The organism is Lentzea sp. NPDC051213, assembly GCF_044455585.1.
GTDB lineage: Bacteria > Actinomycetota > Actinomycetes > Mycobacteriales > Pseudonocardiaceae > Lentzea.
Genome location: NZ_JBITEX010000010.1, coordinates 132,567 through 145,499, shown reverse-complemented (window position 1 = coordinate 145,499; position 12,933 = coordinate 132,567). Strand labels below are relative to the sequence as shown.

General features: G+C 70.6%; 9 protein-coding genes. 5 read left to right on the top strand and 4 right to left on the bottom strand.

Annotation, left to right across the window (positions count from 1 at the left end):
* Positions 1–190: 190 nt before the first annotated feature.
* Positions 191–1,270, bottom strand: coding sequence for a redox-regulated ATPase YchF (gene ychF / locus ACIA8G_RS37125; RefSeq protein WP_396423436.1), 1,080 nt, complete (start codon positions 1,268–1,270; stop codon positions 191–193).
* Between the two features lie 80 nt (positions 1,271–1,350).
* On the opposite strand from ychF, the gene ACIA8G_RS37120 reads away from it, so the two are divergent.
* Together ACIA8G_RS37120 and ACIA8G_RS37115 are read left to right on the top strand one after the other, a co-directional pair.
* Positions 1,351–2,637 (top strand): bifunctional transcriptional activator/DNA repair enzyme AdaA, encoded by a 1,287-nt coding sequence (locus tag ACIA8G_RS37120; RefSeq protein WP_396423435.1) that lies wholly within the window; start codon positions 1,351–1,353, stop codon positions 2,635–2,637.
* Positions 2,634–3,131: a methylated-DNA--[protein]-cysteine S-methyltransferase gene (locus ACIA8G_RS37115; protein WP_396423434.1), complete on the top strand. Its 498-nt coding sequence runs from the start codon at positions 2,634–2,636 to the stop codon at positions 3,129–3,131. The genes ACIA8G_RS37120 and ACIA8G_RS37115 overlap by 4 nt, the downstream gene beginning before the upstream one ends.
* Here ACIA8G_RS37115 and ACIA8G_RS37110 read toward each other — a convergent pair.
* The 3 genes from ACIA8G_RS37110 to ACIA8G_RS37100 are packed head-to-tail and all read right to left on the bottom strand — an operon-like array spanning position 3,128 to position 7,658.
* A complete protein-coding gene (locus ACIA8G_RS37110) occupies positions 3,128–3,622 on the bottom strand; it encodes a hypothetical protein (RefSeq protein WP_396423433.1) in 495 nt (164 codons plus the stop codon). The genes ACIA8G_RS37115 and ACIA8G_RS37110 overlap by 4 nt on opposite strands.
* Positions 3,623–3,645: 23 nt before the next feature.
* The gene (locus ACIA8G_RS37105; RefSeq protein ID WP_396423432.1) at positions 3,646–6,522 is read right to left on the bottom strand and encodes an AAA family ATPase; all 2,877 of its coding nucleotides are present in this window, start codon (positions 6,520–6,522) and stop codon (positions 3,646–3,648) included.
* A complete protein-coding gene (locus ACIA8G_RS37100; protein WP_396423431.1) occupies positions 6,519–7,658 on the bottom strand; it encodes an exonuclease SbcCD subunit D in 1,140 nt (379 codons plus the stop codon). The genes ACIA8G_RS37105 and ACIA8G_RS37100 overlap by 4 nt, the downstream gene beginning before the upstream one ends.
* Positions 7,659–7,757: 99 nt before the next feature.
* On the opposite strand from ACIA8G_RS37100, the gene ACIA8G_RS37095 reads away from it, so the two are divergent.
* The 3 genes from ACIA8G_RS37095 to ACIA8G_RS37085 all read left to right on the top strand — a co-directional run bounded on the left by ACIA8G_RS37095 (position 7,758) and on the right by ACIA8G_RS37085 (position 12,871).
* The gene (locus ACIA8G_RS37095; RefSeq protein ID WP_396423430.1) at positions 7,758–8,669 is read left to right on the top strand and encodes a DNA recombination protein RmuC; all 912 of its coding nucleotides are present in this window, start codon (positions 7,758–7,760) and stop codon (positions 8,667–8,669) included.
* Between the two features lie 89 nt (positions 8,670–8,758).
* Positions 8,759–9,466 (top strand): DUF6542 domain-containing protein, encoded by a 708-nt coding sequence (locus tag ACIA8G_RS37090; RefSeq protein WP_396423429.1) that lies wholly within the window; start codon positions 8,759–8,761, stop codon positions 9,464–9,466.
* Positions 9,467–9,556: 90 nt separating this feature from the next.
* On the top strand, positions 9,557–12,871 hold the full coding sequence (locus ACIA8G_RS37085) for a helix-turn-helix domain-containing protein (protein WP_396423428.1): 3,315 nt from the start codon (positions 9,557–9,559) through the stop codon (positions 12,869–12,871).
* Positions 12,872–12,933 lie beyond the last annotated feature (62 nt).

Below are 12,933 nucleotides of genomic sequence, written 5' to 3'. Positions count from 1 at the left end.
TGCGAGGAGTAAGCAGAACGACCACCTGGACAGCTCGGCCGACGACCGCGAGTCGGTGGCCGACGCGCTGGACCGGATCCGGAGCGTGGGGGCGGAGTTCGCGGCGAACTCGAGCTGCCGACTCCGCTTCAGATCACCATCGAACGAAGGCCCCTCCGGTCTGCCGGAGAGGCCTTTCACACGGTCCTGATCAGACGTTGAACCTGAACTCCACCACGTCACCGTCGACCATGATGTAGTCCTTGCCCTCCATGCGGACCTTGCCCGCCGCCTTCGCATCCGGCTTCGAACCAGCCGCGACCAGGTCGTCGAACGACACGACCTCGGCCTTGATGAAGCCCTTCTCGAAGTCGGTGTGGATCACGCCGGCGGCCTGCGGGGCGGTGGCGCCCTGCGGGATGGTCCAGGCGCGCGCTTCCTTCGGGCCGGCGGTGAGGTAGGTCTGCAGGCCGAGGGTGTGGAAACCGGCGCGGGCCAGGGAGTACAGGCCCGGCTCGTGCTGGCCGATCGACTCCAGCAGCTCGCGGGCCGACTCCTCGTCGAGCTCCAGCAGTTCGGACTCGACCTTCGCGTCGAGGAACACCGCGTCGGCCGGGGCGACGAGCTCGCGCAGTTCCTTCATGCGGGCCTCGTCGGTCAGCACGCCCTCGTCGGCGTTGAAGACGTAGAGGAACGGCTTGGTGGTGAGCAGGGAGAGCTCGCGCAGCAGCTCGCCGTCCACTTCGGACTGAGCGGAGAACAGCGTGCGGCCGGAGTCGAGGATCTCCTTGGCCTTGTTGGCGTTCTCCAGGACGGCGCGGCGGTCCTTCTGCATCCGCGCCTCCTTCTCGATCCTCGGGATGGCCTTCTCGAGGGTCTGGAGGTCGGCGAGGATCAGCTCGGTGTTGATCGTCTCGATGTCGCTCGACGGGTCGACGCGGCCGTCGACGTGCACGACGTCCGGGTCGTCGAAGACGCGGATGACCTGGCAGATCGCGTTCGCTTCGCGGATGTTCGCGAGGAACTTGTTGCCGAGGCCCTCTCCCTCCGACGCGCCCTTGACGATGCCCGCGATGTCGACGAACGACACGACGGCGGGCACCTCGCGCTCGGAGCCGAAGATCTCGGCGAGCTTGGTCAGGCGTGCGTCCGGCAACGGCACGACGCCGACGTTGGGCTCGATGGTCGCGAACGGGTAGTTCGCGGCGAGCACGTCGTTGCGCGTGAGCGCGTTGAACAGGGTGGACTTGCCGACGTTGGGCAGGCCGACGATACCGAGGGTCAAACTCACGGGGAGCGAGTCTACGGCAGGCCACGGTCATGTCCGATTCCCGCGAGCCATTGCGCGTTCGCGCTGGCAGGATCGGTGGCATGGTCATTGACGAAGAGCACGCGTATCGGGTGTGCGCCGCACGTGACGCCCGCTTCGACGGCTGCTTCATCCACGCGGTCCGCACGACCGGCATCTACTGCCGACCGTCGTGCCCCGCGGTGACCCCGAAGCGCCGCAACAGCCGGTTCTTCCTGACGGCGGCCGCCGCGCAGTCGGCGGGCTTCCGCGCCTGCCGCCGGTGCCTGCCGGACGCGACGCCGGGCTCACCGGAGTGGGACCTGCGCGCCGACCTGGCCGGGCGGGCGATGCGCCTGATTGGCGACGGCGTGGTGGAACGCGACGGCGTCGCCGGCCTGGCCACGCGCCTGGGCTACTCGGAACGCCACCTCACCCGCGTCCTCACCGCCGAGCTGGGCGCCGGGCCGCTGGCTCTGGCTCGCGCCCACCGCGCGCACGCCGCCCGGTTGCTGATCGAGACGACCGAGCTGTCGTTCGCGGACATCGCCTTCGCGGCGGGGTTCGCGTCGGTGCGGCAGTTCAACGACACCATCCGCATGGTGTTCGCCTCGACGCCCTCCGACATGCGCGGCCGCGGCAAGGCACCGGTCGGCACCCCCGGCCGGATCGTGCTGCGGCTGCCGTACCGGCGACCGTTCGACGCGCACGGGCTGTTGGCGTACTTCAGGGCTCACGCGTTGCCCGGCGTCGAGGAGGTGACGCCCGACTCGTACGCGCGGACGTTGTCGTTGCCGCACGGCGAGGCGACGGTCCGTCTGACGTTCCCGGCGGACCACGTGCTGTGCTCGCTGCGCCTGGCCGACGTGCGTGACCTGGGCGCGGCCGTCTCGCGCGTGCGCCGGCTCCTCGACCTGGACGCCGACCCGGTGGCCGTGGATACGTTCCTCGGCGCCGATCCCGTGATCGGGCCGCTGGTGGCCGAGGTCCCGGGCATCCGGGTCGCGGGCAGCGTCGACGGCGCCGAGACCGTGCTGCGACTCGTCGCACCGTTCGCGGGCGTGCCGCTGCAGGTCCCGGACGGCGCGCTGACGCACCTCTACTCGGCGGGGGACCACCCCGTCACCGAGGCGCTGACGAGCGGCAGACTCGTCGTGGACGTGGGCCGCTCGATCGAGGACCTGACCGAAGAACTCGCACCCCTGGTCGGCACTTCGGTCGCCGACGAGGTGGCGATGCGGGTGCTGGGCGCACCGGACGTGCTGGTGCTGCCCAAGAGCATGCGAAACCTGGCTTCCCACGGCCCCGACTGGCGGCCGTGGCGCTCCTACGCCGGAGCACACCTGACGAGGAAGGCAGCAACATCATGAGCGTCGCGCACACGTCCACTGTGGACACCCCGGCGGGGCCGTTCACCGCGATCGTCGCGCCGGACGGAGCGGTGCTGGCCAGCGGCTGGACCGCCGACATCGCCCTGCTGACGCCCCAGATCCACGCCTCCCTGATGCCGTCGGAGATCACTTCGAAGAAGGATCTGGGCGACGTCACCAAGGCCGTGGTCGCCTACCACGAGGGCGACCTCACCTCGATCGACTCGATCGAGGTCCGCCAGAAGTCCGGGCCATTCATGCAGCACGCCTGGGACGTCCTGCGCACCGTCCGCGCCGGCGAGCCGGTGACGTACACGGAGTACGCGGAGCTGTCCGGCCGTCCGGCGGCGGTGCGCGCGGCAGCGTCAGCCTGTGCGCGGAACTCGGTCGCGCTGTTCGTGCCGTGCCACCGCGTGATCCGGATCGGCGGCAACCTCGGCGGCTTCCGCTGGGGCCTGGACGTGAAGCGCTGGCTGCTGGCCCACGAGGGTTAGACCAGGTTGATCTGCGGCGGTTCGGCGATGGTCACCAGCTCGGTCTGACATCTCGGGCACGAGCTGGTGACCGGCCACGTCAGGTCGGAGTGCAGCGAGCCTTCCTGCCCCAGCCAGTCGTCGACCCCGGCGTCACGGCAGCTGTGGCAGCCGACGCGGTAGTTCAGCCCGACCCACGGTTCGGCCGTGAGCTCCGAGGCCTGGACCCCGGGCTCCATCTGGTCGGCGAACGGCGCCCACCACGACGTGACGCGGCAGCGCAGCAGCCGATCCGCGCCGTGGTCGGACGCGTCGAACCCGCTGACCCGGATCGGGGCGGGGTGCTCGTTGCCGGTGCAGAGGCCGTACGGCTGGCCGTGCTGCAGTTGCACGAAGCGGCCGACGCGGAGGCAGACCAGGCAGTCGTGAGCTAGCTCCAGCCGGTTCGACCACACGAAATGGGCCGCCGGGGTGACGGTGACTCGCGCGGTGATCTCCAGGTGGGACAGCACGCGCCGAGGTTAGATCACCCGGCTCAGCCCAGCGACATCTCCAGCGTCGAACCGGTGCGCGCCTTGCGCACCCGCAACCGGGTGGGGATCCGCTGGCGCAGTTCCTCCACGTGTGACACCAGACCCACGACCCGCCCACCTGCGCGGAGTTCGTCGAGGGTGTTCATGACGATGTCCAGCGTGTCCGAGTCGAGCGTGCCGAACCCCTCGTCCACGAACAGCGTGTCCAGCAACGCCCCGCCGGTCTCGTTCGCCACGACGTCGGCCAGTCCGAGCGCCAGCGACAACGAGGCCAGGAACGACTCCCCGCCCGACAGGGTCTTGGCGGGACGGGACCGGCCCGAGTAGTCGTCCAGCACGTCGAGGTGCAGACCGCCGCGGGTGCCGCGCGCGCCGGCCGAGTCCGAGTGCACGAAGCTGTAGCGCCCCTGGCTCATCCGGTGCAGGCGGGCGGACGCCGCGACGGCGACCTCCTCCAGCCGCGCGGCCAGGATGTACGAGCGCAGGGTCATCTTCTTCGAGTTCTGGCCACGGCCGTTGATCACGTCGGTCAGCGCGTCCAGTTCGGCGTAGGAGGCTTCGAGAGGCTCCAGCGACTTCCACTCGGCGCGCAGGCGGGCGGCGAGCTCGCTGACGCGTTCCAGCGCCGCGCGGGCTCTGGCCAGGCGGGTGGCGGCCTCCGAGGCGGCCGTGCGGGCGGACGACGCGGCGGTGGTGACCTCGGCCAGGTCGACCGCGCTGGACGGATCGACCTCGGCCAGCTCCTCCAGGGTCGACTGCGCCGAGGCGCGGGCGCGTTCCCAGGCGGCGATGCGCTCGTCGAGGGCCTGGAGCTTGATGGCCGGGCGGGCGGCGGCCAGTGCGGCGGCCACGTCGGGGAAACCTGCCTCGGCGGCGAGCGCGGCCACCTGGGCCTGCTGCTCCTCGACGCGGGCCAGCGCAGCGTCACGGGCCGCGCGGCGATCGGCCAGTTCCACCAGCGCCTTGGCCAGGCGGAGCAGGTGGTCGCGACGGGTCAGCACGTCCTCGTGGTCGCCGCGGGCCTTGTCCAGACGGGCGCCGCGTTCCTCCACGATCGTCACCAGGGAGGTGTGTTCGGTGTGCAGGCCGACCAGGTCCTGTTCGACCTTGGCCTTCTCGTTGCCCAGGTCACGGGCCTTGGCCTCCAGGCCGACGAACTCGGTCTGGCGCTGCGACCGGGTGCGGGCCAGCTCGGCGGCCGCGCGGTACTCGGCCAGGACGGCGGCGGGCTCGTCGGAGCCCAGGACCTCCCAGCAGGCCTGGATGCGCAGTTCGGCGGCGTGCGCGGCACGTTCGGCCTCGTTGCGGCGATCCAGCGCGGACTGCTCCTCGCGGGCCGCGTCCTCCTCGTCGGTCGCGTCCACGCCGCCCAGCATCGGCTGGGCGGGAGCCGGGTGGCTCGGCGAACCGCAGACCGCGCACGGCTTGCCGCGCTTCAGCGCCGCGGCCAGTTCGATGGCCATGTTCTCGAGACGCTGCTGGCGGACCTGCTGGAAGACGTCCTTGGCCTTCTGGTGGACGTCGATCGCCTGGTGCAGCTCGTTCTTCGTGCGCTCCAGGCCCTGCGTCGCCTCCGGCAGCGCCGCGGCCGCGTCCGCGCGGGCCTTCATGCCTTCCAGCCGGGCGGAGGCCTCCACGGCCGCGTCCAGTTGCACGCGGCACTGGGCCAGCCGTTCCGGCAGCACGTCGAGCTCGGCGTTCAGCGCCAGCAACCGGCGCTCGACCTGGTACGAGGAGTTCTTGAGCACCGACAACCGGCGCACGTCGGCCTGCTGCCGTTCCGCCTCGGCCGCCAGCTCGCCCAGGCCGCCTGCCTCCTCGCGGTGGCGCTCGGCGTCCTCGCGTAACGCCTCACCCGTGTATCCCAAGCGCGCCAACGCTTCCGCGGCGCGGGTCTCGTCGCGCAGTGCGAACTCGTAGGACTGCTGGAGCTTCGCGATCTCGCCGTGCGCCGGGACGACCGGGACCGCGCGCCGCGCCGCGTCCCGTTCGGCGAGCCAGGAGGCCGAGTCCGCGGCGTCCACCCGCACCAGCAGCTCCCGCGCCTCGAGGACGCGGCGGATCTGGTCGGCCTGCACGCGGGCCTGGGCAAGCAGCGCGTCCGCGCCGTCGGCCACACCGGCGGTTTCCACCGACAGCGCACCGGCCTCGTCGACCGCGAGCGAGAGCCGCTCCAGCACCGACTCGAGCCAGCCCGGCTCGAACTGCGGTTCCTCACCGGCGGCCTCGGCGACGCGGTGCATCAGCTCGGACGCGCCCTGACGGCGGTCCTCCAGCACCCGGCCGGCCACGACCCTCTTGTCCCGGAACCACTTCTCGACGTCGAGGAACCGCTCGGTGCCGAAGAGCTTCTCCAGCAGCACCTCGCGTTCGGCCGTGTCCGAGCGCAGGAACTTGGCGAACTCGCCCTGCGGCAGCAGCACGACCTGGAAGAACTGCTCGTACGACATGCCGAGCATGTCCTCGACGGCGCGCGCCACGTCGTCGATGCGGGTGATGCCCTCGCCGTCCCAGCCCTCGAGCCAGGTCAGCGAGCACTTCGCGGGCTGCGTGGTGAAGCCGCCGCCGCGCTTCTTCGGGCGGTCGAACTCCGGCGAGCGCACGATCCGGAACCGCCGCGCCTGCACCGTGAGCTCCAGCGACACCGATGTCGGCACCTCGGGGTCGGCGTACTCGCAGCGCAGCTTCTTCACGTCACCACGCGCGCCCGGCACCCGGCCGAACAACGCGAACGCCACCGCGTCGAGCAACGTCGTCTTGCCCGCGCCCGTGTCCCCGTGCAGCAGGAACAACCCGTCCGCGCCCAGCTCGTCGAAGTCGACGGCCTCCGGCCGCGGATAGGGCCCGAACGCCGTCAGCTCCAGGCGGTGCAGTCTCATTGCTCCTGCTCCCTCGCCACCGATGCGAACGCCTCGCGCAGCAACGCCATCTCCGCGGTGGAAGGCTCCGAGCCCCGCGCGTCCGAGACGAAGCAGCAGGCCACTTCCTCATCGGTCCGGCCGCGCACCCGGTCCGCGTAGGTCATGGTGTGCTGCAGGCCCTGCTCCGGCCGCCACTCCACGTGCACCGCGTGCTCGAACCGCTTCTGCAGCTGCCGCAACGCGTCCATCGGCCGCACCTGGTCCGTCAGCACCACCGACAGGAAGTGATCCTCCAGCGGCGTGTGCGCCGGATCCTCGAGCACCTCGGCGAGCGTCCCGGTCACCGTGGCCAGCGCACGCGGCACCGGCAGGTCGCGGCGCTCGACTCCGACCAGCCCACCGGCGTCCAGCTCGACCAGCCACACCGACTTGCGGTGCCGCGCCTCGGAGAACGAGTACGCGAGCGGACTGCCCGAGTACCGCAGGTTGTCCGCGAGCGTCTGCGGCCCGTGCAGATGCCCGAGAGCCACGTAGTCGACGCCGGAGAACACCTGCATCGACACGTCCTGCACGCCGCCCACCGCGATGGTGCGCTCGGACTCCGACGGCGCCCCGCCGGTGACGAACGCGTGCGCCAAGACCACCGACCGGGCCTCACGACCGGCCAGATCAGCGCGAATCCGGCGCATCGCCTCGGACAGCACGGGAGCGTGCCCCTTGTCCGCAATCCCGAGCACGTGCCGCGCGGGCTCCGGCTCCAGGAACGGAATCCCGTACACCGCAACGGGCCCGTGCTCGTCCTCCAGCTCGACCGGCTTGTCCAGCAACGAGATCGACGTGCGCAGGTGCAGCCCACCGGCCGCCGCGAAGTCGCCGAACACCCCGATCCGCGCCGCCGAGTCGTGGTTGCCCGGCGTGATGACGATCCGCGCCCCGGCGGCCCGGATGCGCATCAGCACCCGCGCGCACAACGACACCGCGTCGGCCGACGGCACCGCCCGGTCGTACAGGTCGCCGGAGATGACCACCACGTCGACCTTCTCCGAGGACACCAGGTCAGCGAGGCCGCTCAGCACCGACTCCTGCTCCACGAGCAGATCGCGGCCGTGGAACGTACGGCCCACGTGCCAGTCGGAGGTGTGCAGGATCCGCATGGCACCAACCGTAGAGACGGGGTCCGACAAAACTCCGGGAGGGTTCCCGGCGTGTCACCCGATCGAGTTCAACATCTTTGAGAGAGCATCATCGGTGCCGTGAACGCAGTGATCATCACCGCCTCGCTCGTCCTGGCCCTCGTCAGCGCCGGGGCGCTGGTGTTCGTCTGGCGCCTCTACCAGGACAGCGTCCGCCGCACCGACGAGGCGCTCCACGCCATCCAGGCCGAACGCACGCGCTACGACGCCCAGCAAGTCGCCCTGCAGCGCTACGAAGTGGCGTTCTCAAGTGTGAGTGGACGCGGCGAACTCGGTGAACAGGTGCTCGTCGAAACGGCGCGCGCCCTCGGCCTGAGGGAAAACCTCCACTACACCTTGCAGACCGACGTGGCCGGCGGCGGCGCCGTCCGGCCGGACATGGTGCTGGCCGTCGGCGGCGGCCGGATGGTCCCGGTCGACTCGAAGATGTCCATGGCCTGCTGGGCCGAAGCGGTCGAAACAGACAATCCGCAGGAACGCCAGGACGCGCTGCGAGTGCACGTCCGCAACATCCGCTCCCGTGCCGCCGAACTGGCCGGCAAGGGCTACCAGCGCTGGGCGGACGCGATCTACGGCACGATCATGTTCGTCCCCAACGACGGCGCCGTCGTGGCCGCCCTGGACACCGATCCCGAACTGCTGCGCTGGCTGCTCGACCGCCGCGTCTTCCTGTGCGGCCCGACCGGGTTCGCGGTGATCGCCTCGTCGGCCATGTTCGCGGTCACCGAACGCGCGCTGGCCGACGACGTCGAGCAGGTCAGGCTGCAGGCTGGCCGGGCGAACCGGGCCGCGGACACCGCCATCGACGCGGTCAACCTCTCCACCACCCACCTGCAGCGTTTCCTCAGCGCACGACGCCGCGAACTGGACGCGCTGGAAGGCTTCCGGGCGAGCGTGGAGCCGCTGACCGAGGCGTCCGCCACCCCCACGCCCCTGCCGTTGGTCCGAAGGGCGGACGAGCAATCCGCGTAAAACGCACGGAGCGTGCGGACAGGTTGCTTCTGGGTGAGAAACCCGTGGACTGACGAACACCGAATGGCCGAACGGCTACCGTGTGCGGCGTGAGTGATGTGCGCGAGCGCTCGGCTGCCTTCGACGACGTCGAGGACTACGACGAAGTTCCGTGGAACTACCGGGCCATCTTCGGGTCGTTCAAGGGCATCCCGTGGTGGGCCGCGATCCTGTCTGCGCTGGTCCCGGCGTTCATCGGCGCGTTCGTCGACATCAACTCCAGCAAGACCGTCGGCTGGACGTTCATTGCCGTCTTCTTCATCGGCTCGCTCGCCGGAATCCTGCTGGTCCAGCGCCGCAGCCTGTTCGCGCCGATGGTGCAGCCACCGCTCATCCTCGCCGCCACGGTGCCGGCCCTCGTGCTGTTCACCGGCGGCGTCCAGAAGGGCGGCCTGTCCGCCATGGCCCTGGGCCTGGGCAAGCCGCTGATCGACAGCTTCCCGGTCATGGCCGTCACCACCGCCGTGACGGTCGCGCTGGGCATCCTGCGGATCTTCATGCAGAAGGACCCGAACCGGCCGTCGAAGGACGAGATCCGCGAGGCCAAGGCCGAGCTCAAGTCCCGCAGCAAGCCAGCCCGCCGTCCCGCGCGCGACGAGGACGAGCCCGAGGAGCGCCCGCGCCGCCCACGTCCCGACGCGGCCCGCCGGCCCCGGCCTGAGGGCGCACCGGCCCGCCGTCCGCGCCCCGATGGTGCCGCCCGCGGCGAACGTCCAGCGGCTCCGCGCAGGCCCCGGCCTCCGCGCGACGACCGGTAGGGATTGTTCGCGGCCACCCTCTGAACCGCGAACAAACGAACCTGGAACAACAGGCGGGGAATTCGGCAGCACTCTGCCAGCATGAGTTCGATGCCCAGGGGAGAACGTCCGCTCGACGACGGTGACAGCCCGCTGCTGCGGTTCGCCAGAGATCTGCGTCAGCTGCGCGCCGACGCGGGCGGCCCGACCTACCGCGACCTGGCCCGCAGGGCGCACTTCTCCGTCACCACGCTGTCCGAGGCCGCTGCCGGGCGGAAGCTGCCGAGCCTTGACGTCACACTCGCGTACGTACGGGGATGCGGCGGCAGCGAGGATGTGTGGGCGCGTCGATGGCACGAGGTCGCCGCCAGCCAGGCCGAAGCCAACGACAGCCCCTCTCCGTACGTGGGCCTGAGCGCGTTCACGAGAGAGGACGCCGGCCTCTTCTTCGGCCGCGAAAAACTCACCGCGACGCTGCGGCACCGGCTGGAACGCCAGGACTTCCTGGCCGTCTTCGGAGCCTCGGGGGAAGGAAAGTCCTCCCTGCTCAGGGCCGGTCTGGCCAAGCACTTCGACCGCGCGGTGACCTGCACGCCCGGCGCCGACCCGGACGCCGCCATCGCCGACGCCCTCGCCAAGAGCCCCGACCTGCTGATCGTCGACCAGTTCGAGGAGCTCTTCACCCTCTGCGACGACCCGGTTCAGCGCGACGCGTTCCTGACCGCCCTGCTCACCGCGCGGTGCAAGGTCGTCATCGCGGTCCGGTCCGACTTCTACCCGCATTGCGCCGCCCACCCCGACCTCGCCGAAGCGCTGACCGACGCCCAGGTGCTGATCGGCACCATGACGCCGGACGAGCTGCGCCGCGCCGTCGTCGCGCCCGCGGCCAAGATGTCCTGCACGGTCGATGGCGGCCTGGTGACCACGCTGGTCGCAGAGGCCGCCGGCCGCAGCGGGGTCCTGCCGCTGGTCAGCCACGCCCTGCTGGAGAGCTGGCGGCGCAAGAAGGGCAGCATCCTCACTCTCGGCGCCTACGAGGAGGCAGGCGGCATCCACGGCGCCCTCGCGCAAAGCGCCGAGGCCGCCTACGCGCAGCTTTCCGAGGACCAGCAAGAGATGGCCCGCCAGTTGCTGCTGCGGCTCAGCGCGGACGGCACGAAACGCCCGGTCCCCCGCTCCGAGGTGGTCGGCGAGGAGGTCCTGCAAGTCCTGGCCGACGCCCGCCTCATCACGGTCGGCGCGGACACCGTCGAGGTCACGCACGAGGCGTTGTTCCGCGCGTGGCCCCGGTTGCAGGTCTGGCTGGACGAGGACCGCGAAGGCCTCCGCACCCATCACAGGCTGACCGAGGCCGCACGGCTGTGGGAGGAGCTCGGCCGCGACACGGGTGCCCTCTACCGGTCCACCCGTCTGGCAGAGGCGAGCGAATGGGTCGACCGCACCGGCCCGATCCTCGCGACCGCAGAACAGGCGTTCCTCAACTCGTCGAGGAATGTCGCCCGCCGCCGCACCCGGCGATCCAGACTGATCACGGCCGGGCTGGTCGCTCTGCTCGTCGCCACCGCGTACAGCGCCGTCACCGCGTCCCGGCAACGGGAGGAGGTCCAACGGCTCCTGCTCATCGCGAACTCCCAGCAGCAAGCGATGGTCTCCGCCGCCCTCTACAACGGCGACCCGGACGAGGCCGCGAAGATGGCGGTCAGCGCCTACCGGACGTATCCCTCGGTGGAGGCACGTGGCCAGGTCCTCAGCACCGCCGCCAGGCACCCGCGCAGGACGGACAGCCGGTTCACCGACATCAGGTTCGGCAAGGGCGTCATCGGGCTGGCGGCCGGTCAGGACGTCCATCTGCTCGACGCGAACACCTTCGAGCTGGTCAAGAAGATCCGCACCAGGAGGCTGATCGACGTGGACCTCGACCGAGAGGGCCGCATCGCCCTCTCGGAGGTCAAGGGACGGGTGACGGTCCGGCAGACACCGGACGCCGAGCCCGTCGTGCTCAGGGAACGGGGCGCGGAAGGCCCCGTCCGGTTCACCGGCCACGGTCTCTTCGCCGGTGGTCAGCTCTGGGACCTGACCACCCACGAGCTCCGTGCCGAGTTGCCGATAGCCCCGATCACGACACCGTTCGACATCCACGGCGACACCCTCGCGGTCGTGGAGGGTGATGGCGTCTCGCTGTGGAGCCTCGCCACCGCGCAGCGCATCGGCGGCTTCGGCAGCGGTGTGACGAAGGTGCGGCTCGCCAGGGGTAACCGAGCCGTTGTGAGCACCACTGACAGCGTGGCCCTGTGGGACACCGCGAGTCGCACGCAGATCGCCGCGCTGCCCACAGTCTCGCCGACGACCGAGTTGGAGATCGACGACGAAGGCACACTCGCTGCGTTCCGGGGGAACAACTACGCCGAGGTGCTCCTGTGGGACCTCGTGCACAACACCGCGCTGCCCTCGCTCTCCGCGCCGTCGGCCGGCAGCTTCGCCTTCACCCCGGACGGTGATCTGATGATCCAGCGGCCCAAGGCGACGCGGATCTGGACGCGAGGCAGCCTGCCCTTTGCGCAGGACAACCCAGTGCGTGCGCTCGCAGTCGAACCGAACGGCACGATCGTCACGTTCGACAACAGGGGTGTCATCAAACGCCACGACGCGACCCTGCGCGTCCTCAGCCAGGTCGAGACCGGTGCCACCGCACGGAACCTCGCCGATTTCAGCCGCGACGGGCGCCGGCTCGTGACCGGTAGCGCGGACGAGCCGCTCGCGGTGCGCGACACGACCGATGGACGTCTGACGGGCACCTTGGTCGCACGGAACGCGGCGCGGCCGCCGACCTCGGCCACCTTCGCGGACGACCACGACGTGGTGGTGGCCGGCGGAGAAGGGCACGCGGAGACGTGGCCCGCCACCGCGAACCTCCTCGACACCCGCAACAACGGGGTGCTGACGGCGGTTGCGTTCGGCAAGAACGACCACGAGGTGATGCTGGGCTCCGAACGTGGGGAAGTGTTCGTGGGCGACACTGGGGCCTGGGTGCCCCGAGGCCTCGGTTCGAACCACAGGGGTCCGGTGCGCGCACTCGCGGTCTCGCCCGACAAGCGGTGGCTCGCCAGCGGCGGCGACGACGGACTCATCACGCTGTGGCGCACCTCGACCTGGCAGAAGATGGGCGAACTGCGCGGTCACAACGGACCCGTCAACACGCTGGAGTTCAGCCCGGACTCGACCAGGCTCGCCAGTGGCGGCACCGACAAGAAGGTCATCATCTGGAATCGCCTGGGACAAAAGATCTGGGCGCCGTTGACCGGCCACACGCAGAGCGTCACGCACGTCGCATGGATGCCCGACGGCCAAGGAGTGGTGTCTGCAGGATCAGACGCATTGCTCGTGTGGCAGCTCGACGTGGAATCAGCCCTGCGAGCACTGAGTTGATCCGTTGTCCGCGATCGTCCCCCCGAACGTCGTACAACGGATCACGGACAACAACCGCCTGA